This window comes from Phycicoccus avicenniae, from assembly GCF_050496545.1.
GTDB classification, from domain to species: Bacteria; Actinomycetota; Actinomycetes; order Actinomycetales; family Dermatophilaceae; genus Phycicoccus; species Phycicoccus avicenniae_A.
This window is the reverse complement of sequence record NZ_JBNVZV010000011.1, coordinates 114,787-136,254: the sequence shown is the minus strand read 5'-3', so window position 1 is coordinate 136,254 and position 21,468 is coordinate 114,787. Positions and strand designations below refer to the sequence as shown.

General features: G+C 74.0%; 18 protein-coding genes. 9 read left to right on the top strand and 9 right to left on the bottom strand.

All coding sequences use genetic code 11. The features are described from left to right. Positions 1 to 91 precede the first annotated feature (91 nt). Complete coding sequence (gene hisC, locus ACQZ2A_RS11450; RefSeq protein ID WP_430210938.1) at positions 92 to 1,210, top strand: histidinol-phosphate transaminase; 1,119 nt, start codon at positions 92 to 94, stop codon at positions 1,208 to 1,210. 158 nt (positions 1,211 to 1,368) lie between these two features. Here hisC and ACQZ2A_RS11445 read toward each other — a convergent pair whose 3' ends face one another. The 3 genes from ACQZ2A_RS11445 to ACQZ2A_RS11435 form a co-directional block, all read right to left on the bottom strand. Next, positions 1,369 to 3,141, bottom strand: a complete 1,773-nt coding sequence (locus ACQZ2A_RS11445; protein ID WP_430210936.1) for an alpha/beta hydrolase — start codon at positions 3,139 to 3,141, stop codon at positions 1,369 to 1,371. Positions 3,142 to 3,240: 99 nt separating this feature from the next. Beyond that, complete coding sequence (locus ACQZ2A_RS11440; protein ID WP_430210933.1) at positions 3,241 to 3,639, bottom strand: hypothetical protein; 399 nt, start codon at positions 3,637 to 3,639, stop codon at positions 3,241 to 3,243. Positions 3,640 to 3,697: 58 nt separating this feature from the next. Continuing rightward, on the bottom strand, positions 3,698 to 4,705 hold the full coding sequence (locus tag ACQZ2A_RS11435) for a serine hydrolase domain-containing protein (protein ID WP_430210930.1): 1,008 nt from the start codon (positions 4,703 to 4,705) through the stop codon (positions 3,698 to 3,700). A 176-nt stretch (positions 4,706 to 4,881) separates the two neighbouring features. Between ACQZ2A_RS11435 and pdhA the strand changes: the two genes are divergently transcribed. The 4 genes from pdhA to ACQZ2A_RS11415 are packed head-to-tail and all read left to right on the top strand — an operon-like array spanning position 4,882 to position 10,025. Further along, positions 4,882 to 6,081, top strand: coding sequence for a pyruvate dehydrogenase (acetyl-transferring) E1 component subunit alpha (pdhA, locus tag ACQZ2A_RS11430; protein ID WP_430210928.1), 1,200 nt, complete (start codon positions 4,882 to 4,884; stop codon positions 6,079 to 6,081). Next, entirely contained in the window at positions 6,078 to 7,049 is a 972-nt protein-coding gene (locus ACQZ2A_RS11425) for an alpha-ketoacid dehydrogenase subunit beta (RefSeq protein WP_430210925.1), read from the top strand. Before pdhA ends, ACQZ2A_RS11425 begins: the two co-directional genes overlap by 4 nt. Before the next feature lie 6 nt (positions 7,050 to 7,055). Then, positions 7,056 to 8,558 carry a dihydrolipoamide acetyltransferase family protein gene (locus ACQZ2A_RS11420; protein ID WP_430210941.1) on the top strand — a complete coding sequence of 501 codons (1,503 nt, stop codon included), beginning with the start codon at positions 7,056 to 7,058 and terminating at the stop codon, positions 8,556 to 8,558. A gap of 3 nt (positions 8,559 to 8,561) precedes the next feature. Continuing rightward, the gene (locus tag ACQZ2A_RS11415) at positions 8,562 to 10,025 is read left to right on the top strand and encodes a hypothetical protein (RefSeq protein WP_430210922.1); all 1,464 of its coding nucleotides are present in this window, start codon (positions 8,562 to 8,564) and stop codon (positions 10,023 to 10,025) included. Positions 10,026 to 10,085: 60 nt separating this feature from the next. On the opposite strand, the gene ACQZ2A_RS11410 is transcribed toward ACQZ2A_RS11415, so the two are convergent. After that, positions 10,086 to 11,036 carry a DMT family transporter gene (locus ACQZ2A_RS11410; protein WP_430210919.1) on the bottom strand — a complete coding sequence of 317 codons (951 nt, stop codon included), beginning with the start codon at positions 11,034 to 11,036 and terminating at the stop codon, positions 10,086 to 10,088. Between the two features lie 84 nt (positions 11,037 to 11,120). On the opposite strand from ACQZ2A_RS11410, the gene ACQZ2A_RS11405 reads away from it, so the two are divergent. Together ACQZ2A_RS11405 and ACQZ2A_RS11400 are read left to right on the top strand one after the other, a co-directional pair. Beyond that, entirely contained in the window at positions 11,121 to 12,323 is a 1,203-nt protein-coding gene (locus ACQZ2A_RS11405) for an acyl-CoA dehydrogenase family protein (protein WP_430210916.1), read from the top strand. A 223-nt stretch (positions 12,324 to 12,546) separates the two neighbouring features. Next, positions 12,547 to 13,758 carry an MFS transporter gene (locus tag ACQZ2A_RS11400; RefSeq protein WP_430210914.1) on the top strand — a complete coding sequence of 404 codons (1,212 nt, stop codon included), beginning with the start codon at positions 12,547 to 12,549 and terminating at the stop codon, positions 13,756 to 13,758. Here ACQZ2A_RS11400 and ACQZ2A_RS11395 read toward each other — a convergent pair. The 4 genes from ACQZ2A_RS11395 to ACQZ2A_RS11380 all read right to left on the bottom strand — a co-directional run bounded on the left by ACQZ2A_RS11395 (position 13,739) and on the right by ACQZ2A_RS11380 (position 17,487). Next, positions 13,739 to 15,583: an MDR family MFS transporter gene (locus ACQZ2A_RS11395; RefSeq protein WP_430210911.1), complete on the bottom strand. Its 1,845-nt coding sequence runs from the start codon at positions 15,581 to 15,583 to the stop codon at positions 13,739 to 13,741. The two genes, ACQZ2A_RS11400 and ACQZ2A_RS11395, sit on opposite strands and share 20 nt — an antisense overlap. Continuing rightward, entirely contained in the window at positions 15,580 to 16,056 is a 477-nt protein-coding gene (locus tag ACQZ2A_RS11390) for a MarR family winged helix-turn-helix transcriptional regulator (RefSeq protein ID WP_430210908.1), read from the bottom strand. Before ACQZ2A_RS11390 ends, ACQZ2A_RS11395 begins: the two co-directional genes overlap by 4 nt. Before the next feature lie 106 nt (positions 16,057 to 16,162). Beyond that, positions 16,163 to 16,639, bottom strand: coding sequence for an SRPBCC family protein (locus ACQZ2A_RS11385; RefSeq protein ID WP_430210905.1), 477 nt, complete (start codon positions 16,637 to 16,639; stop codon positions 16,163 to 16,165). Then, complete coding sequence (locus ACQZ2A_RS11380) at positions 16,639 to 17,487, bottom strand: maleylpyruvate isomerase family mycothiol-dependent enzyme (protein ID WP_430210902.1); 849 nt, start codon at positions 17,485 to 17,487, stop codon at positions 16,639 to 16,641. Before ACQZ2A_RS11380 ends, ACQZ2A_RS11385 begins: the two co-directional genes overlap by 1 nt. A gap of 27 nt (positions 17,488 to 17,514) precedes the next feature. On the opposite strand from ACQZ2A_RS11380, the gene ACQZ2A_RS11375 reads away from it, so the two are divergent. Together ACQZ2A_RS11375 and ACQZ2A_RS11370 are read left to right on the top strand one after the other, a co-directional pair. Further along, a complete protein-coding gene (locus ACQZ2A_RS11375) occupies positions 17,515 to 19,494 on the top strand; it encodes a cytochrome c oxidase assembly protein (protein ID WP_430210900.1) in 1,980 nt (659 codons plus the stop codon). Between the two features lie 32 nt (positions 19,495 to 19,526). Continuing rightward, positions 19,527 to 20,333, top strand: coding sequence for a carbon-nitrogen family hydrolase (locus ACQZ2A_RS11370; RefSeq protein WP_430210898.1), 807 nt, complete (start codon positions 19,527 to 19,529; stop codon positions 20,331 to 20,333). Positions 20,334 to 20,420: 87 nt separating this feature from the next. Here ACQZ2A_RS11370 and ACQZ2A_RS11365 read toward each other — a convergent pair whose 3' ends face one another. Beyond that, entirely contained in the window at positions 20,421 to 21,341 is a 921-nt protein-coding gene (locus ACQZ2A_RS11365) for a hypothetical protein (protein ID WP_430210897.1), read from the bottom strand. Between the last annotated feature and the right edge of the window lie 127 nt (positions 21,342 to 21,468).

Genomic DNA, 21,468 nt, shown 5'->3' with positions numbered 1-21,468 from the left:
CGCCCCCCCCCCCCCCCCCCCCCCCCCCCCCCCCCCCCCCCCCCCCCACGCCGGAGATGGGGGCCGGCGCCGCGGACCTACAGTGGGGACCATGACCGACGACCTCGCCGCCGAGGCCACGGCGCGCCCCACCCCGGTGCGCCTGCGCGCAGCCCTCGGCTCCCTCCCCGCGTACGCCCCCGGCCGGCCGGCGGCGGTGCGCGAGGGCCTGACGGCCTACAAGATCAGCAGCAACGAGAACCCCTTCCCGCCGCTGCCGTCGGTGCTCGATGTCGTCCGCGACGTCGCCGGCTCGATGAACCGGTACCCGGACATGGCGGTCACGGCGCTCACAGAGGCCCTCGCCGCCCGGCTCGGCGTGCCGGCGGCCCGCATCAGCACCGGGCCGGGGTCGGTCGGCGTCCTCGACCAGCTGATCCGCGCCACCTGCGACGACGGCGACGAGGTCGTCTTCGCCTGGCGCTCGTTCGAGGCCTACCCCATCCTCACGACGCTCGCCGGAGCCGTGCCCGTCCAGGTCCCGCTCGCCCCCGGCGCGCGCCACGACCTCGACGCGATGGCCGCCGCCGTCACCGAGCGCACGCGCCTCGTGCTCGTCTGCACGCCCAACAACCCGACGGGCACGACCGTGGGCGCCGCCGAGCTCGACGCCTTCCTCGACCGCATCCCGTCCGACGTGCTCGTCGTCCTCGACGAGGCCTACCTCGAGTTCGTCGACGCGCCGGACGCCCCCGACGCGCTCGCCGTGCACGAGGCCCGCCCCAACGTCGTCGTCCTGCGCACCTTCTCCAAGGCCTACGGGCTGGCCGGCCTGCGGGTCGGGTACGCCGTCGCGCACGAGCCCGTCGCCGCCGCCCTGCGCACGTCCGCCCTGCCGTTCGGGGTGAACTCGCTCGCCCAGGCGGCGGCCATCGCCTCGCTCGAGGCGGCCGACGAGCTCGAGGTCCGCGTCAAGGAGCTCGTCGCCGAGCGCGAGCGGGTGGTCGCGGCGCTGCGTGAGCAGGGCTGGGACGTCCCGGACCAGCAGGCGAACTTCGTGTGGTTCGGGCTCGGCGAGGACACCGCCGCCTTCGCCGCCGCCTGCGAGGCCGAGGGGCTCACGGTGCGGCCGTACGGCACCGACGGCGTGCGCGCCACGATCGCCGAGACCGAGGCCAACGACCGCCTCGTCGAGGTCGCCGGCCGCTTCCTCGCCACCCGCCGCGCCTGACCCGCCTCGGTAACGACAACCCCTGGCCCCCTTCATCTGACTTCTTGCGCATCCGCCACCTCGCGAGGGCCCGAGGTGGCGCCGCGAGGTGGCGGATGCGCAAGAAGTCGGGTCGGGCGGGAGGCTCCGGGCCGGGGCCGCCTCTCCGCGGGCGTCCGTCAGCCGTAGGGGTGCGGGCGCTTGGAGAGCACGGCGTCGAGGCGGGCCAGGCTCGCGGCGTCCCATCCGGGCGGTTCGCTGATCGCCGTCCAGGCCCGCACGTGCGCCGGCGCCGAGTACAGGTGGCCGTAGCCCATCGGCACGCTGCCAGACCCCGGCAGGTCGAGCAGCACCTGGACCATCGTCACCAGCGGGAACCATCCCATCTGCGGTGAGACGTCGGGACCGCGCTGGCCGTCGCGCAGCCACTCCGGTGGCGTGAACGCGAGGTCGCTGTCGAAGAAGACGACCGGGTCGGACGCGTGCTGCATGTACACGACCCGCGTCGGGCCCCACGGCCCCGGCGTGCGGGACAGGCCGTCCTGCTCGGAGGTGAAGCGCACCGTGCGGCCCCGACCGGAGACGGGCAGCCACGCGGGACTGCCGGGGTCCCGGCCGGCCGTCAGCCGCGCGTGGACCGGGCTGACGAACGGCGGCCCGACGAGCAGGGCGCCGTCGACCGGTTCGTTGATGAGGTTGATCGACCCGAGGATGTTCTCGACGCCGTAGGACCCGAGCGAGAGCCCGTAGAGGTAGAGGCGCGGGCGGGTCTCCTCGGGCAGCGTCGACCAGTAGCCGTGGACGGCGTCGAAGACCGCCTGCGACGTGAGCCGGGCGGCGTCCTGGTCGGCGAGCAGCGAGATCCAGCTCGGAAGGTACGAGTACTGCACACCCGCGATGGCGGTGTCGCCGTTCCACAGGTACTCGAGCGAGTCGGTGCCGTTGCGGTCGAGGTAGCCGGTGCCCGTGGTGGTCGCCAGGACGAGGACCTTGCGGTCGAAGGCGCCGGTGCGCTTGAGCTCCTCGAGCACCAGCGCCGCCCGTCCGCGGATGGTCTCGGCGCTGCGCAGCCCGACGTAGACACGCACCGGCAGGCGCGCCCCGCCCCCGGTCACGGCGTCGATGTCGGCCACCTTCGGCCCGCCGGAGACGAACCCCCGGCCCTCGGCGCCGAGGTCCATCCACCGCACCTTCGAGCCCGGCCCGGCCGAGCGTACGGGGCTCGTCGGCACGCGCGTGTTCGGCGACACCACCTGGTCCGACGGGGCGATGAGGGCGTTGGCGCCGGAGAAGAAGCCGGTGACGAGCACGCCGCTGAAGACCGCCCACACGACGAGCACGAGCAGCATCGCGCCGAGCAGGTTGGCCAGCCGCCGCGGCATCAGGCGCACGAGCCGACGGCTGAGGGCCCGGAAGGCGGCTCCCAGGCTGCGCCCGAGCAGGAGGAGCAGGGCCGCCACGAGCAGGGTGACGGCGGTGACCAGCGGCCACCCCTCGGGGCCGATGGGCGGCATCCCGTAGAGCAGCCGGATGTCGTTCTGCCAGCCGACCTGCTTCCAGACCGACAGCACCAGCACCCCGACGCAGACGGTCACGCAGATGCCGACCAACCACTCGCGCAGCCGTCCCCGTGGCCCGCGCAGCCCCAGGTAGCGACCGACGGCGGCGATGCCGGCGCCCACCCCGTAGCCGGCGACGAGGCTGACCCCGGAGATGACACCCTGCACGACGGAGGGGCGGGGCAGCAGCGAGGGCAGCAGGGAGGCGGCGACGAAGACCCCACCCACCACGAGCCCGGCGCCGGAGAAGCGGGCCTCGGTGATGCGGGTGGGCCGCCCGAGCGGGGGCTCGAGCCGCTGGAGGAGCGCACCGGCCACGACCGCCGGCCGGACCGTGGGCACGCGGCGCCGCCGCTCGTCCTCCGGGCGCGCGCGCGTCTGCAGTGTGGTCATCCCAGCCCTCCGGGTCCCGGCGCGGGGCCCGCCAGCAGGGTACGCGGGAGGACCGGGAGGCCGGGGGTGCCGGGCCGGTGGCCGAGATGGGTGCCCGGGTCAGCCCAGGGGCGTGACGTCGCTGACGAGGAAGGGCCGGCCGTCGGGGCACTCCGGGTAGGCGGTGTCGTCCGGCGCCCCCGTGAGGGTCAGCCGCTCGCCGACGGCGAGGTCGTCGACCGAGCCGCGCAGCGCCCACCGCTCGGAGTCGCCGACCGCCACGTACACGCAGGTGCCGTCGACCTCGACGACCTCGACCTCGGCCTCGGTCGGGATGCCGCGCGAGCCGTCGCCCGGGCCGGACGGGGTGCTCGTCGGCCCCCCGGGCTCCGGCGAAGACGCGGAGGTGCTGGGCGAGGGCGACGGGGAGCCCTCGGAGCCGCCGGACCCGCACCCGGTCGCGGCGAGCAGGAGCGCCGCCACGAGGGCGGCCGGGCGGAGGCATCGGGTCAGGGGCATCCCTCCACCCTGCCGGTGCCCGGGTCGGGCCGCACCTCGGGCGCGGCGGCGCATCCGGTCAGGGGGCGAGGGCCCCGGCGACCGCGCGGGACAGCGACCACGCGCCGTCGGTCGTGTTCGACAGGACGGTCCACGTGAGGTCGCGGCGCCGGTCGTGGACGGTGCGGAACGAGACCCCGGCGTCGCCGCCGTGCATCTCGACCAGCCCGTCGGCCGGCTCCAGCCAGAACCCGAGGCCGTAGGCGCGACCCGACTCCTCGGTCGAGCGGGCCCGCCACGCCTCCTCGACGAGGGCCGGGGGCAGCAGCCGGCCGTCGAGCAGGGCGCGCCACAGGGCAACCACGTCGGCGGCCGTGGTGAAGAGCCCGCCGTCGCCAGAGCCGAGCACCGGCAGGTGCAGCACGTTGGTCCGGTCGCGGTCGGGCCAGGGGTACCCGGTCGCGGCGTCGTCCGGCAGCTCGTCTCCACGGAGGAAGGCGGTGGATGCCATCGCGGCCGGCCGGCACACGCGCTCGAGCACCAGCTCCTCGAAGGGCGACCCGGAGGCCCGCCCGGCGACCAGGGCCAGGACGACGTAGCCGCCGTTGTTGTAGGCGAACCGCTCACCCGGTGCGGTGACCTGGGGGTGGCCGTCGAGCACCGGCAGGTAGTCCTCGGTCGTAGCGAGCGTGTGGACGGGCACGGGCATGACGTAGTCGGTGTCGTCGGTCAGCAGCTCCTCGTCGAAGTAGTCGCCGATGCCCGAGCGGTGCGCGAGGAGGTGCTCGACGGTCACGGCGTCGTCGACGAGCGGCAGGTCGGGACCGAGGAGGTCGCGCACCCTCGTGCCGAGCGCGAGCGTGCCGTCGGCGACGAGCGAGAGCACCGTGACCGCCGTCAGCGACTTCGTGCCGCTCGCGATGCCGAAGCGCGTGGCCGGGGAGCAGGGGACCCGGAAGCGGCGGTCGGCGAGCCCGGCGGCCTCCTCGAGGAGGGTCTGCTCGCCCCGGTCGACGCGCACGACGCCGGAGAAGTCCGCGGCCGTGGCCGCGGCGAGGACGGTCCGGAGGGCGTCGGAGGCCGGCATCCTCCGACGGTAGGGGCTGGGCCCGCCGGGGTCACCCCTCCGCGGGTTCTCGGGGGTTGCCGCGGGCCGGGTACGGTGGGCCCCGACACCGGCCGTGACCGCCGCCACACCCAGCCATCGGTCACGACGCCCCCCGAGATCGGCCCCTCACCCCGGGGCCCGGAGAAGGAGTGCCCGTGAGCGACAACGAGGTCGCCCCCCTCGAGACCGCGTTCGGCGTGGACCACCACGTCAGCACCGTGGACCTGCCCGACCGTCCGGCCCACGAGGGTGGCCCCGAGATGGTCCAGCTGCTCAGCCCCGAGGGCGAGCGCGTCCCGAACGCCGAGCTCGACGCCGTCGTCGACGGCCTCTCCGACGAGGCGCTGCGCGGGTTCTACCGCGACCTCGTCCTCGTCCGGCGCTTCGACGCCGAGGCCACCGCGCTCCAGCGCCAGGGCGAGCTCGGCCTCTGGGCCAGCCTGCTCGGCCAGGAGGCCGCGCAGGTCGGGTCCGGCCGCGCGATGCGCCGCCAGGACTACGCCTTCCCGACCTACCGCGAGCACGGCGTCGCCTGGTGCCGCGGGGTCGACCCGGTCAACCTCCTCGGGATGTTCCGCGGCGTCAACCACGGCGGCTGGGACCCCAACGAGAAGAACTTCCACCTCTACACGATCATCATCGGCGCCCAGACCCTCCACGCCACGGGCTACGCGATGGGCGTGCAGCGCGACGGCGACGTCGGTACCGGTGACGACCGCCGCGACACCGCGGTCATCGCGTACTTCGGCGACGGCGCGACCTCGCAGGGCGACGTCTCGGAGGCGCTGGTCTTCGCGGGCGTCAACAACAGCCCGGTCGTCTTCTTCTGCCAGAACAACCAGTGGGCCATCTCCGAGCCCAACGAGAAGCAGACCCGTGCGCCGCTCTGGCACCGGGCCCGCGGCTTCGGCTTCCCCGGCATCCGGGTCGACGGCAACGACGTCCTCGCGGTCTACGCGGTGACCAAGCAGGCCCTCGACAACGCCCGCTCCGGCCAGGGCCCGACCTTCGTCGAGGCCTTCACCTACCGGATGGGCGCCCACACCACCTCCGACGACCCCACGAAGTACCGCGTCAGCGCCGAGGTCGAGGTGTGGAAGCACCGCGACCCCATCGAGCGCTACAAGCGCTGGCTCACCACCACCGGCAAGGCCGACCAGGACTTCTTCGAGGCCGTCGAGGCCGAGGCCGACGAGCTCGGCGCATCGGTGCGCGAGCGCTGCCTCTCGATGCCCGACCCCGCGCCCGCCGAGATGTTCCAGCACGTCTACGCCGAGGAGCACCCGGTGACGGCGCGCGAGCAGGAGTGGTTCGCCGAGTACCACGCGTCCTTCGAGCAGGAGGGGGCCCGATGAGCACCACGACGATCGCCAAGGGCATCACCTCGGGCCTGCGCGCCGCGATGGAGAAGGACCCCAAGGTCGTCCTCATGGGTGAGGACATCGGCAAGCTCGGCGGCGTCTTCCGCGTCACCGAGGGCCTCCAGAAGGACTTCGGCGAGGACCGGGTCATCGACACCCCGCTGGCCGAGGCCGGCATCATGGGCACGGCCATCGGGATGGCGCTGCGCGGGTACCGCCCGGTCGTCGAGATCCAGTTCGACGGCTTCGTCTACCCGGCCTTCGACCACATCGTCAGCCAGGTCGCCAAGCTGCACGCCCGCTCGCTCGGCTACGTGAAGATGCCGATCGTCATCCGCATCCCGTTCGGCGGCGGCATCGGCGCGGTCGAGCACCACAGCGAGTCCAACGAGACCTACTTCGCGCACACCGCCGGCCTCAAGGTCGTCGCGTGCTCGAACCCGCACGACGCGCACTGGATGATCCAGCAGGCCATCGAGTCCGACGACCCCGTCGTCTTCTACGAGCCCAAGCGCCGGTACTGGGACAAGGGCGAGCTCGGCGACGGGCCGGACGGCGCGCTGGGCACGGCCCGGGTGCTGCGCCCGGGCACCGACGTCACGCTGCTCGCCTACGGCCCGATGGTCAAGACCTGCCTCCAGGCCGCGCAGGCCGCCGAGGAGGAGGGCCGCTCGCTCGAGGTCATCGACCTGCGCTCGCTGTCGCCGCTCGACGGCGAGGCGATCCTCGCGTCGGTGCGCAAGACCGGCCGCGCGGTCGTCGTCCACGAGGCGTCGACCTTCCTCGGCATCGGGTCGGAGATCTCGGCGATGGTCACCGAGGAGGCGTTCCACTCGCTCGAGGCCCCCGTGCTGCGGGTCGGTGGCTACAACGTGCCGTACCCGCCGAGCCGGCTCGAGGAGGAGTTCCTCCCCGACCTCGACCGCGTGCTCGACGCCGTCGACCGTTCGCTCGCGTACTGAAAGGCGCTGCCGCAGAGGGCTCTTCGTGAGTTCAAGCTCCCGGACCCGGGCGAGGGTCTGACCGAGGCCGACATCGTCACGTGGCACGTCGCCGTCGGGGACACCGTCAAGGTCAACGACGTCGTCGTCGAGATCGAGACCGCCAAGTCGCTCGTCGAGCTGCCCGTCCCGTTCGCGGGCACGGTGTCGGCGCTGCACGTCGCCGAGGGTGACACCGTCGAGGTCGGCACCCCGATCATCACCGTCGACGACGGCGTCGGCGGGTCCGCTGCCCCGGCCGCTCCGGCGCCGGCCGCCGCCGAGGCGCCGGCTCCGGCATCCGACGGCGAGGAGATCGGCGAGGGGCTGATCGGCGGGACCACCTCGACCGGTCGGACCGCCGTCCTCGTCGGGTACGGCGTCAAGCAGACCGAGGCCGTGCGCCGCCCCCGCAAGGGTGCGCAGCCCGCCGCCCCCGCCTCGACGACGAACCCCGTCCAGGATTCGACGAATGTGTCAGTTCCTGTACAGCCCGACACCTCCTCCGGCGTCCAGCAATCGTCGAATGTGTCGATTGTTGGACAGCCGCAGACGGCGACAGGCGCCCGGGCGCTGGCCAAGCCGCCGGTGCGCAAGCTCGCCAAGGACCTCGGGGTCGACCTGCAGTCGGTCACGCCCACCGGCGACGGCGGCATCGTCACGCGCGCCGACGTCGAGGCCGCCGCCACCGGGCGGTCCGACGGCGACTCGTCCTTCGCCTACGCGGACGGCGACGCGGCCGACCCGAGCACCACGCGTGGGGCGCAGGCCCGCGGCATCCGCGAGCTGCGCACCCCCATCAAGGGCGTGCGCAAGCACACGGCGCAGGCCATGGTCGACTCGGCCTTCACCGCGCCGCACGTGACCGAGTGGGTCACCGTCGACGTCACCGCCACGATGGACCTCGTCGAGAAGCTCAAGCGGGACAAGGAGTTCCGCGACGTCAAGGTCACGCCGCTCCTCGTCCTCGCCAAGGCGATGTGCCTCGCGGTGCGCCGCAACCCCGGCATCAACGCCAGCTGGGACGAGGCCGCCCAGGAGATCGTCACCAAGCACTACGTCAACCTCGGCATCGCCGCCGCGACCCCGCGCGGGCTCGTCGTCCCGAACGTCAAGGACGCCGACCGGATGACGATGCGCGAGCTCGCCGACGCCATCGCCGCCCTCACCGCGACCGCCCGCGAGGGCCGGACCCCGCCGGCCGACATGGCGGGTGGCTCGATCACCATCACCAACGTCGGCGTCTTCGGCGTCGACGCCGGCACCCCGATCCTCAACCCGGGGGAGGCGGCCATCCTCGCGTTCGGCTCGGTCACCCGCCGTCCGTGGGTCGTGGGCACCGGCGCCGACGAGCGGATCGAGCCGCGCTGGGTGACCACCCTCGCGCTGAGCTTCGACCACCGCCTCGTCGACGGTGAGCTCGGCTCGCGGTACCTCGCCGACGTCGCCGCGATCCTCGCGGACCCGTCGCGCGCGCTCGTCTGGGGCTGACCCGTGGCCACGGGTGAGCGCGGGGTCGTCTTCCCGCAGGAGGACGGCCGCCGCTCCACCTCCGCGACCGGCCGGGGTGTGGTCAGCGACGCCCTGCGACCGGTCGACGCCGTCGGCTCGGCGGCCGCACACCGCGAGACCAACTGGCGCAGTGGGTACCTCACGCACTTCCGCCGGCTCGTCGAGGCCGGGCTGCCGAGCTACGGCGACGCGCGCTCCATCGCCGAGGCCGGGCTGGCCTCGGTGCACGAACGGATGCGCTGGAGCCCGGACGGCACGGAGGACCACCCGCTCACCGCGGCGGTGGGTGGGGCGGCCGGCGGGCCGGTCGAGCTCGTCGGGACCGAGGTCCTCACGGGCGAAGCCGAGCCCGACACCGCGCTGACCATCCCCTACCGCGGGCGCCGGCTCGCCGGCGACGACCTGCGCCGCCAGCTCGACGCCTGGGTCGCGGCCGGGGTGGTCGAGCCCAGCCTGCGCGAGGCGGTCACCGCCGTCCTCGAGAACCCCGAGTGGCTGCGCCTCGACGGTCGGACCGTCGTCGTCCTCGGGGCGGCCGCCGAGATGGGGCCGCTGCGTTCGCTCCTGCGGTGGGGCGCAACGGTGGCCGCCGTCGACCTGCCCCGTCCGGAGCTGTGGTCCCGGCTGTTCGCCGACACCCGAGGCCTCGCCGGGCGCCTGCTCGTCCCGGCTCGGGCCGGGACCGGGGACCTCGAGCAGCGCGCCGGCCTCGACCTGCTCCACGACCTGCCGGATGCGACGGCCTGGGTCACCGCCCTCGACGGCCACCTCGTGCTGGGCAACTACGTCTACGCCGACGGCGCGACGAACGTGCGGGTCAGCACCGCCGTCGACGCGCTCACCGCCGCCGTGTCCGGCGCGCGCTCGGACACCGCGCTGTCCTTCCTCGCCACCCCCACCGACGTCTTCGCGGTGCCCGGCGAGGCGGTCGCGGCGGCCACCGACGCGTACGCGAGCCGGCGCACCTCCAAGGTCCTGCGGGTCCCGCTGCGCACGCTCTCCGGCGGGCGCCTGCTCCGGCGCAACTACGTCCCCGGTGAGGACCCCGGCCTCAACGACTCCGTCGTCCTCCAGCAGGGCCCGAACTACCTGTTGGCCAAGCGGATCCAGCGCTGGCGGGCCACGGCGGCGCGGGCCTCGGGCACGACCGTCTCGTTCAAGGTCGCGCCGCCGACGCGCACGCGCTCGGTCGTGAAGAACCGGGCGCTGGCTGCGGCGTACTCGGGGGCCCACCGCTTCGGGGTCGAGGTCTTCGAGCCCGGCACCGCGAACACGCTGATGGCCGCCCTCCTGGTCCACGACCTCGCCGCGCGCCCGGCCGCGCAGGACCACCCGTGGCAGGACGAGGCGTTCGCCGCCGCGCACGGTGGCCTCTGGCGCTGCGCGTACGACCCCCGCAGCGCCCTCGGGCTCGCCGCCCTCCTCGGCGCCGCCTCCGCCCGCTGACCCCTAGGTCCCCCGAACTCTCGCGAACGTGTGTGCACTCGCCGGGAAAGCCCGGCGCGTTCACACACGTTCGGGGGAAGGGGCGGCCGGGGTGCGGCGGCGGCCGGCGACCCCGGTGGCGATGCCCACACCGACCACGGCCACGACGATGCCGACCACCTCGCGCACCGACAGGGTGTCGCCGAAGGCCGCCCACGCCATGAGGGCGGTGACCGGCGGACAGACGAAGAAGAGGCTGGATGACGCGCCGGCCCCGCCGCGCCGCACGAGCAGCCCCAGCAGCAGCAGGCCGGCCACGGAGTTCACGAGCGCCAGCCAGACCACCGCGACGCCAGCGCCCACCGGGTCGTCGACGGCCGGCACGCCCTCGAGCAGCAGCGCCACGACGGCCAGCGGCGGTACGCACACGCCGAACTGCACGGTCGCCGACCACAGCGGGTCGGGGGCGTCGTCGTCGAGGTGGAACCAGCGCTGCCCCAGCGTGCCGACGCTCAGGCCGACCAGGCTGAGCAGCCCGAGCACGACCCCGAGCGCGCCTCCGGCCTCGTCGACGTCGGGACCGAGGACGACGAGCACCCCGACCACGCCGAGGACGAACCCGAGCACCTGGACGCGGGTCAGCCGCTCCCCGAGCAGCAGCCCGGCGAGCACCGCCGTGAGCACGGGGCTCAGCGCGTGCAGCAACGAGGCGAGCGTGGCCCCCATCCCGACGTCGAAGGCGAGGTACATCAGCCCGAAGACGACGCCGTTCATCATCAGCCCGACGAGGGCGACCCGGACCAGGGCGCGGCCCCGCAGCCGCACCGGCCCGCGCAGCACCCTCGCCACGACGCCCGTGACGACGGCGGCGAGGACGAAGCGCAGCGTCAGCACCGTGAACGGCGCGAGCGCCCGCACCCCGGCGGGCCCGGCGACGTAGCCCGAGCACCACACGAGGACGAAGGCCACCGACGGCACCAGCGGGAGGGACGCCGCGCGCGTGGTCGGGGCGCTGCTCGTCGTCGAGGCCATGCCCTGCCCAACCGGGGCCCGTGGCCGCCTGTTCCGAGGCACACGTCACAGCGACCCGCCCCGCGGCCCCGGCATGATGGCCCCATGAGCTCGTCGACGATGCCGAAGCGCCCCTCCGACCCCCTGGACGTCGTCGACGTCGACTCGATGCTCACCGACGAGGAGCGCGCCATCCGGGCCACGGTCCGGCAGGTGTGCGACGACCTCGTCGAGCCGCACGTCGTCGAGTGGTACGAGAAGGGCGAGCTGCCCGTCGCGCGTGACCTGGCCCTCGAGTTCGGCAAGGTCGGCCTCCTCGGGATGCACCTCGACGGGTACGGCTGCGCCGGGATGTCGTCGGTCGACTACGGCCTGGCCTGCCTCGAGCTCGAGGCCAGCGACTCCGGCATCCGCTCGCTCGTGTCGGTCCAGGGCAGCCTCGCGATGTACGCCATCCACGCGTTCGGCTCCGAGGAGCAGAAGCAGGAGTGGCTGCCGCGGATGGCCGCCGGCGAGGCGATCGGCTGCTTCGGCCTCACCGAGCCCGACCACGGCTCCGACCCCGCCTCGATGCGCACCCGCGCCCGCCGCGACGGCGAGGACTGGGTGCTCGACGGCTCGAAGATGTGGATCACCAACGGCTCGATCGCCGACGTCGCGGTCGTCTGGGCGAACGCCGGCGAGGAGCACGGCGGCATCCGCGGCTTCGTGGTGCCCACCGACACACCGGGGTTCGAGGCGCACGTCATCAAGAACAAGATGTCGCTGCGCGCCTCGGTCACCGCAGAGCTGACCTTCCGCGGGCTGCGCCTCCCCGCGGATGCCGTGCTCCCCGAGGTGCGTGGGCTCAAGGGGCCGCTCTCGTGCCTGTCCGAGGCGCGCTTCGGCATCGTGTGGGGATGCCTCGGCGCGGCCCGCAGCGCCTTGGAGGCCGCCCGCCGCTACTCGGTCGAGCGCACGCAGTTCGACCGGCCGATCGCCGGCTTCCAGCTGACCCAGGCCAAGCTCGCGCACATGTCGACCGAGCTGCAGCTCGGGCGGCTGCTCGCGCTGCACCTCGGCCGGCGCAAGGACTCCGTCGGGCTGCGCCCGGAGCAGGTCTCGGTCGGCAAGTACAACAACGTGACCAAGGCGATCGAGATCTGCCGCACCGCGCGGACCATCCTCGGCGGCAACGGCATCAGCGGCGAGTACCCGGTGATGCGGCACGCCAACAACCTCGAGTCGGTGCTCACCTACGAGGGCACCGTCGAGATGCACACGCTCGTCATCGGGCAGGCCCTGACCGGCGAGGCCGCCTTCCGCTGACCTCGGACGCCGCCCTGGTCCGCCACCAGGAAGGCCTCCTGGCGGCCTCGGTGGCGCCGGAGGTGGGGTGATCACCCCCGTTCCGGCGCCACCGGACGCGCCACGACGCCCGCCGGAACGGGTTTGTCCGGCGCCGGGGCCCGGGAGCACACTGGATGCGACCCGACCCACCCCGTTCGACCCGGCCGGCAGCCCCGGCGGTCGCCCGACCGACGAGGCCCCCGTGCTCGCCCCCTACCGCCCGCTGTTCGCCGTCCCCGGCGCCCTCCGCTTCATCGCCGGCACCGCGCTGTCCCGTACCGGTGGGGCGATGTTCGGCGTCGCCGTCATCGTCATGGTCAGCGAGCGCCAGGGCTCCTACGGCCTCGCCGGCGCCGTCAGCGCCGTGGGCCTGGCCGTGCTCGCCGTGGCCGGCCCGGTGCTCGGCCGGCTCATCGACCAGCACGGGCAGCGCCGCGTCGCCCGCCCCTTCGTCGCCGTCTCCGCGGTCGCCGGCCTGGGCACCGCGCTCGCGTCCGGTTTCGGCGCCCCCGTCTGGACCCTCTTCGTCCTCTACGGCGTCAGCGCCTTCCTCCCCGAGCCCGGGCCGATGTCCCGCGCCCGCTGGGCGCACATCTTCCGGGACGACCCCGACCGCCTGCACACGGCGATGTCCTTCGAGCAGGTCGCCGACGAGGCGTCCTTCGTCATCGGGCCGGTGATCGCCGTGCTCGTCTCGACGCTGTGGTTCCCCGAGGCCGGGCTCGTGCTCGCCGAGATCCTCTTCACCGTCGGCGTGCTGACCTTCCTCGCGGCCCGCGCCACCGAGCCGCCGGTCGTGGCCCGTGCCGACCGCCCGAGCGGGCTGGCCGTGCGCCGCCCCGGCCTGCTCATCGTCGCGACCGCGCTCGTGATGACCGGCGTGATCTTCGGCTCGAACGAGGTCGTGGCGGTCGCCTTCGCCGAGGCCGACGGCAACGCCAGTCTCTCCAGCGTCGTCCTCGGCGGCTTCGCCGTGGGCTCGACCCTGGCCGGGCTGTGGTTCGGTGCGCGCACCTTCCGCTCGACGATGACCCGCCGGCTGCTGCTCGCCGCCACCGCGATGCTCGTCCTCGAGGTGCCGGCGCTCGTCGTCGCGAACACCTGGCAGCTGACTGTCGTCATGGTCGTCGCGGGCTCGGCCACGGCGCCGATGCTCATCACGAGCCTCTCGCTCGCCCAGCGCCTCGTCCCGGCGGCCCTCGTCACCGAGGGGATGGCCGTGGCCGTCACCGGCATCCTCATCGGCATCTCCGCGGGGTCGGCGGTCGGCGGCTGGGCCGTCGAGGTCCTCGGGCCGCAGCACGCCTACGCCGTCCCCGTCGCCGCCGGCCTCGTGGCCGTGGCGATCATCGCGACCCGCTTCCGGCACCTCGAGGGTGCCGAGCGGGCGCGGCTCAGCTCGCCGGTGCCGTGACCGTCTCGTCCTCGGTGCTCGGCCGCCCGGACGGCTCCGACGCCTCGCCGGCCTTCGACCGCTCGGTGTAGGCCGAGCCGCGGCGCAGCTCGACCTGCGGCAGCAGGGCGAGGGTGATGATCGCGAGGACCATCACGCCGGAGCCCACGAGGAACACGACGTCCATCGCCTCGGAGAACCCGACGAGGAACGGCTTGGCCAGCCGCGGGTCGAGGCCGGTGAGGAACGAGCTGTCCTGCAGCACACCGCCGGCCGCGCCCGAGCTCCCGCCCTGCTGGGCCTGTGCCAGCTTCTCGGCGACGGCCGCGTTGGCCGGGTCGCGCAGCGCGGCCTGGAAGTCGGCCGTCGGGGCGAAGCGCGAGAACGCCGAGGCGATGCGGTCCGGGGCGAGCGAGAACAGGATGGTCAGGAAGACCGCGGTGCCGATGGTGCCGCCGATCTGCCGGGTGAACGTGGCCGTCGAGGTGGCCACGCCGATCTGCTGCGGCGGCACGGCGTTCTGCACGGCGAGGGTGAGCGGCTGGAAGTTGAAGCCGAGCCCGAGCCCGAAGAAGACCATGACGATCATCGACTGCCACAGCGGGGTGTCGTAGGCGACGAAGTGGAACGCGAACAGCGAGAGGGTGAGCAGCACGGCGCCGGTCACCGGGAAGATCCGGTAGCGGCCGGTGCGGCTGATGATCTGGCCCGAGGTGATCGAGCCCGTCATGATGCCGAGCGTCAGCGGCAGGAGCAGCAGGCCCGCCTCCGTGGGCGTCGCGCCCTTGACGATCTGCAGGTAGAGCGGCAGGGCGGCGAGGCCGCCGAACATCGCGATGCCGATGACGACCGAGGCGATCGAGGAGATGCCGACGGTGCGGTTGCGGAACATCGCGAGCGGGAGGATGGCCTCGTCACCCATCCGCGACTCCTGCCAGAAGAAGGCGACGGCCCCGACCGCGCCGATGACGTAGCAGAGGATCGCGTTCGTCGAGGTCCAGCCCCACTCGCGGCCCTGCTCGGCGACGAGCAGCAGCGGGACGAGGGAGATCGACAGCAGCGCGGCACCGGCCCAGTCGATGCGGTGGTCGAGGCGCTGGTGGCGCAGGTGCAGGGTCTTGGTCACGAGGGCCAGGGCGAGGATGCCCACGGGCACGTTCACGAGGAAGACCCAGTGCCAGCCGGTGATGCCGAGGATCGTCTCGTGGCCGGCGAAGAAGCCGCCGATGACCGGGCCGAGCACCGAGGAGGTGCCGAAGACGGCGAGGAAGTAGCCCTGGTACTTGGCCCGCTCGCGGGGCGGCACGATGTCGCCGATGATCGCCAGCGCGAGCGAGAACAGGCCGCCGGCGCCGAGGCCCTGGACGGCGCGGAAGAACGCGAGCTCGGTCATCGAGGTCGAGAGGGTGCAGAGCACCGAGCCGACGACGAAGATCGAGATGGCCGTGATGAAGAGCTTCTTGCGGCCGTAGATGTCGCCGAGCTTGCCGTAGAGCGGCGTGACGATCGTGGAGGTGATGAGGTAGGCGGTCGTCGCCCAGGCCTGGTGGTCCAGGCCCTTGAGGTCGTCGGCGATGGTGCGGATGGCGGTCGCGACGATCGTCTGGTCGAGCGCCGCGAGGAACATCCCCGACATCAGCGCGATGAGGATGGTGACGATCTGGCGGTGGCTCAGGGCGCCGTCGGTGCCGGGGCCGGCCTCGGCGGGCGCGGACCCGGCGGTCGGGGCGGCGTGGGCCGCGGCGTGCGCACCTGCGGGGGCGGCGCCGGCGACGTGGCGGCCGGGGCCGTCGGCCGAGGAGTGGCTCGTCGGCCGGTCGGGGTCGGCGTGGCGGGGCTGGGTCATGGCTGGGTCCTCGGGGTCGGGTCGGTCAGGGAGGTCTCGAGGTCCGCGGCGAGGCGGGCCAGGTGGTCGGTGAAGGCGGTGACGTCGTCGTCGGACCAGTGCGCGAGCAGGTCGCCGAGCCAGGCGTCGCGGCCCTCGCGGATCGCGATGAGGAGGTCGGTGCCGTCGGCGGTGACGGCCAGCACCTGCGCGCGCCCGTCGTCGGGGTCGGGCTCGCGGGTGAGGAAGCCGTGCTCGACGAGCGTGCTCACCTGCCGGCTCACGGTGGAGACGTCGGCGTGCACGGCGTCGGCGAGCTCCGAGACCCGCATCGGCTTCTGGGTGACGTTGAAGAGGAGGGGGTAGGCCATCGGGTCGACGAGCGGGTGGTGGCGCGGGGCGCGCTGGCGCGCGACGTGGAGCAGCTTGACGACGCGGATCAGCTCGTCACCGAGCAGCGCGGTCGGTGGCGAGGTGTCGGTACGGAACGGCACGAGGCCTCCTCCCGGGAGATGGACAGTTGTTTGCAGCATACAACTATCCGCGGGCCGGGCGGACCGCCTCGGGACGACCTTCGACAGCCGCCCCGTCGGAAGGGGGTCAGACGGTGCGGGCGCCCAGGTGGTGCAGGAGGTTCTGCGAGAAGCGCTGGCCCATCAGCGTGACGACGCCCTTCATCGCGGCCGAGACGGCCGGCCGGGTGACGCCGGGGAACGGGAGGTCGACCGCGATGGTCAGCGCCGTCTCGAGGTGTGTTCCGGCAGAACGCGGTTCGAGCACGTACCAGCCCTCGACACCCGCGGTCTCGTCACCGTGCCCCGCGTCAGGGTCGTGGGTGAAGTCGATGCGGTGGGGCTCGTCGAAGGTCATCTTCTCGGTGAAGGTGAACGAGAAGCTCTTGCCGAGCACCGGCACCTTCGTCATCTCCCATACCCAGTGCTCGCCGTGCTCGGTGACGCGGTGGAGGAACGGCGTGAGCCGGGCGACGAGGGCGGGGTCGGTGAGGGTCGTCCACACCGCGTCGGGGCTCGCGCTGATGGTCGCCGCGGAGCGCGTCGACGTCGAGAAGCGGGCCATCAGGGCGTGATGGCCAGGGCCGGGAGGACGCGGGCGGCGACGGCGTCGTCGCCGTGGACCGTGACGGGCAGGTCGTCGGGGGAGCGGCGCCCGCCGGCGAGGCGCATCGCCACGCGGGTCGACATCGACAGGGAGGTGGTGACGACGTCGGGGTGCTCGACGTCCTCGCCGCTGAACAGCGGGACGCCGACCGCCCGGCCGCTCTGCTCCTCGACCCGGACCCCGGCCCGCCCGACGGTGGGTCCGGTGAGGTCGAGGACGACGGCGTTGCCGGGGCCGACCTGCGCGTCACGGGCGACGACCCGGGGCAGCACCGCGAAGAGCCGGCTGACGCTCAGCGCCGCGGCGGGGGTGTCGAGCCCGCCGGGTCGCTCGAGGGCCTCGCGCAGGTCCTGCTCGTGCATCCACACGTCGAAGGTGCGGATGCCCACCAGCTCGCCGAGGGTCGTGGGGCCGAACGGACCGGTGACCGGCTCCTCGCCGGTGACGCCCTCGGCGCGGTAGGCGGCGAGCCGCTCCTCGAGGCGCCAGTCGAGCTCCTCGACGAGGTCGCCGGGGGTGCGGCCGCGGCGCGCCTCGACGAACCGCTCGTGGCGGGTGCCGAAGTCGTGCCGGAGGTAGGAGTAGCCGCTGACGTCGACGTCGGGGTCCGGGTCGCCGGCCACCATCGCCTCGCCGCCGAGCACGTGGGCGAGCTGGTCGGCGACGGTCCATCCGGGGCAGTCCGTGGGTCGCTCGGCGTCGCCGGGCCGCAGCGCGCGGCCGAGGTCGGTGACGGTGCGGACGGTCTGCGCCCACGCCTCGACCGTCCCGGCGAAGTCGGTCGGGGCGGGTGGGTGCAGCGACATGCCGCCACAGTACCTACGCTGGTGGGCATGGCCGTCCCGGAGAGCACCGCGCCCGGACGACCCCTCGCCGCCGTCGTGGGGGCCGCGCTCGTGGCCCTGGTGCCCGCGGCGATCCTCACCGGCGCCGTCGCCCCGCTGGCGCTCGCCGACGCCGGGCCGTTCGTGCGCTGGATGGTCCCGGTCAGCGACGCCGTGGCCACGCTGGCGTCCGTGACCACCGTCGGGCTGCTCGGGATGGCGGCCTTCCTCGTGCCCGAGCGCTCGAGCACCGACCGCCGCGGCACCGCCGTCCGGCTCGCCGCCGTGACGGCGACGGTGTGGTTCGTCGCCGCGCTGCTCGAGCTCGTCGTCACCTTCGCCGACCTCGCGGGCACGCCCGTCACCGCCCCCGAGCTGCTCGACCAGCTGGTCTCCTTCACGTGGTCGCTCGAGACGACACGCGTGCTGCTGCTCAGTGCGCTGGTGGCCCTCGTGGTCGCGGTGTGTGCCCGCCTCACGCGGCAGCGCGCCCCGATGGCCTGGCTGGCCGTGCTCGCCTTCGTCGGCATCGTCGTCAAGGCGCTGACCGGTCACGCGGCCGGCTCGGCGAGCCACGAGGACGCCGTCAACGGCCTCGCCGTGCACCTCGCCGGCGTCGTCGTCTGGGTCGGCGGGCTCGTGGCGCTGGTGATGATGCGCTCGCGGCTCGGTCGCGACCTCGGGGCCACCGTCGCCCGGTTCTCCACGTTGGCGCTGTGGGCGTTCGTCGCCGTGGCGGCATCGGGGGTGCTCCAGGCGTGGATCCGTGTCGGGTCGGTGGCCAACCTCGCCACCGGGTACGGGGCGGTCGTCCTGCTGAAGACCGCGGCCCTCGTCGCGCTGGGCGTGCTGGGGTGGCGCCACCGGCGCAACATCGTGGGTCGGCTTCGTGAGGACCCGTCCGACGGAAGGGCGTTCGCGCGTCTCGCGCTCGCCGAGGTCGCGCTGATGGGGGTGGCCACCGGTCTCGCGGCGGTGCTGGCCCGCAGCGTGCCGCCGGTGCCCGACGCCCTCCCCGACCCCGGCATCGTCCTCGAGCTCACCGGCTACCCCGACCCCGGTCCGGTGGCCGGTGCCGACTGGCTGCTCACCTGGCGCTGGGACTGGCTCTTCGTCGTGGTGGCCGCCGTGGCCGTCGGGCTCTACGTCGCGGGGTGGCTGCGGCTGCGCCGGCGCGGCGACGCCTGGCCGGTGCTGCGTGTCGTGCTGTGGGTGCTCGGCTGGGCGCTGTTCGTCTGGGCCACGTGCGGGGCGCCGGGCATCTGGGGGCGGGTGCTGTTCAGCGCGCACATGGTGATGCACATGGTGCTGGCGATGATCGTGCCGCTGCTGCTCGTCCCGGCGGCGCCCGTGACGCTGGCGCTGCGGGCGATGCCGGCGCGGCGCGACCGCACCTGGGGCCCGCGCGAGGTGCTGCTCCAGGTCGTGCACTCGCGGGCGATGCGGGTGCTGGCCAACCCGGTCGTCGCCGCGGCCCTGTTCTTCTTCAGCCTCGCGGCCTTCTACTACACCGGCCTCTTCGAGCTGGCGCTGACGACCCACACGGGCCACCTGCTGATGATGGCCCACTTCGTGCTCACCGGGTACCTGTTCGTCTGGGTGATGATCGGCATCGACCCCGGGGTGCCGAGGTGGTCGCCGCTGATGCTGCTCGTCATCCTCTTCGCGACCGTGTCGTTCCACGCCTTCTTCGGGGTGGCGCTCACCGGCAGCACCTCGCTGCTGGCGCCGGACTTCTTCGGGCAGATCAACCTGCCGTGGATGACCGACCCGCTCGGCGACCAGCACACGGCCGGCGAGATCGCGTGGGGCATCGGCGAGGCCCCGACGCTCGTGCTGGCGATCGTCGTCGCCGTCCAGTGGTTCCGGTCCGAGTCGCGCGAGACGGCCCGGCTGGACCGGCAGGCCGACCGCGACGGTGACGCCGAGCTCGCCGCCTACAACGCCCGGCTCGCGCGCCTGCGCGAGGAGGCCGAGCAGCTCGACTGAGCGTGCGTCGGCCGGTGCGGGAGGATGGGCCCATGCGCATCGCGGTCGTCCAGCTCGCCTACGGCGACGAGGAGTCGTTCGAGGCCCGCACCGAGCGGGTCGCCGGGCTGGTGTCCGGGCTGTCGGGCCATGACCTGGTCGTGCTGCCCGAGCTGTGGGCCCCCACCGGCTTCGACTACACGCGCTGGGACGGTGAGGCCCAGCCCCTCGACGGGCCGTGGGCCGGGGCGATGGCCGATGCCGCCCGCTCCGCCGGAGTGGTGCTGCACGCCGGGTCCTTCGTCGAGCGGCTGCCGGAGCCCGGCGTGGACGGCAACACGCTGGCCAACACCTCCCTGCTGTTCGGGTCCGATGGCGGCCTGCTCGCGACCTACCGCAAGGTGCACCGCTTCGGGTTCGGCGCCGGCGAGCCGAAGCTCATGGAGGCGGGTGAGGAGGTCATGGTCCTCGACCTGCCCGACGGGGCCGGCGGCACCGTGCGGACCGGTCTCTCCACGTGCTACGACCTGCGCTTCCCCGAGCTGTACCGCCGCCAGCAGGAGGCCGGCGCCGAGCTGGTGCTCGTGCCGGCGGCCTGGCCGGCGGCGCGGGTGGGTCACTGGACGCTGCTCGGGCGCGCGCGGGCGGTGGAGAACCAGTGCGTCGTGGTGCAGGTGAACACCGGCGGGACGCACGCGCGCACCCCGATGGGAGGGCACAGCCAGGTGGTCGCGGCCAACGGTGAGGTGCTGGGCGAGGCAGCGCACACCGACGAGGCGGTGCTCTCGGTCGACGTCGACCTCGCCGCCACCGCCGCCTACCGCGAGGCCTTCCCGGTGCTCGCCGACCGCCGCCTCTGACCACCCCTCTCCCCGAGAGTCGAGTGCGCTCGCGGTCGCCGGAGCGACCACTTCCGCACTCGACGCCGGAGTCGCCGGAGCCCGACCTCAACCGGCTGCGGGGGCGGCGACCCGTGGGACGCCCAGGGCCACGAGATCGGCCCCGACCGACCAGGGCTCACGTCGCAGCTCCTCGGTCGTGCACCGGATGACGGAGCGCTCGGGCGTCGTCAGGCCCCGCTGCCGGCGGACGTCATCGGTGTACTGCTCGACGTCGAGGTGGAAGGCGCCGTCGACCTCGAGCACGAGGACCCGACCGTCCGGGAGGTCCCACTCGCAGTCGGTGAACCGCTGACGCCCCGACCGGTCCACGCGACATCGCTGCCGGTGCGGCGCCACCAGGCCCCACGTCCGGCACAGCCGGGCGACGTCCACCTCGCCGAGCGACTGCGCCCCACCCTCGATGTCGTGCAGCAGCTCGCGGAAGGCCCCTGCCCGACGAAGCGGCCTCAGGATGTCCACCCACGTCAGCAGCCTCTCCGGGGTGGTGAGCCCCTGTTGGACGACCGCCGCCAGCAGGCCGGAGGCCGACCGAGGGTGTGGCTCGTGCGCCGCCCAGAGCAGGGCAGCCGGCTCGACCCGACACCGTGGGAGGTCGTGCTCGCCGCGCAGAACGGCCGGCCGGCGTCGCGTCCGGAACAGGGAGATGCCGTCGACCGGCTCGAAGGAGTCGGCGTTGCGGACGATGACGCAGACCTCGTCGCGCTCCCAGCGGCTCAGGCCGTGCAGGCCCAGCGCGGTGAGGCCGCCGAGCATCGCGTCGGGACCGCAGTGCAGGACCGCGACCCAGTGGCGCTGCTCGTCCGACAGGGGCCCGGTCGTCGTGGTGAGCACCGACTCCGTACGGCGCGCCCATCGCCCCGACGCCAGCTTGTTGCGGACGAGGGAGCGGGTGACGCCGAGCTCGTGGAGCTGGCGCCAGGCGAGCGCGCCGGCCTGGCGCTCGGCGAGCTCGGTCCACGGGTCCATGCGGGAAGTGTCGGGCGCGGGGCCGCATCGCCCGCCGAGTTCTCCACAGGCCCGGCCTCGAGTACGGAAACGGTCGCTGGGGCGACCACTTCCGCACTCGACGCCGAGGGGGCCAGGGGGCTCCCGG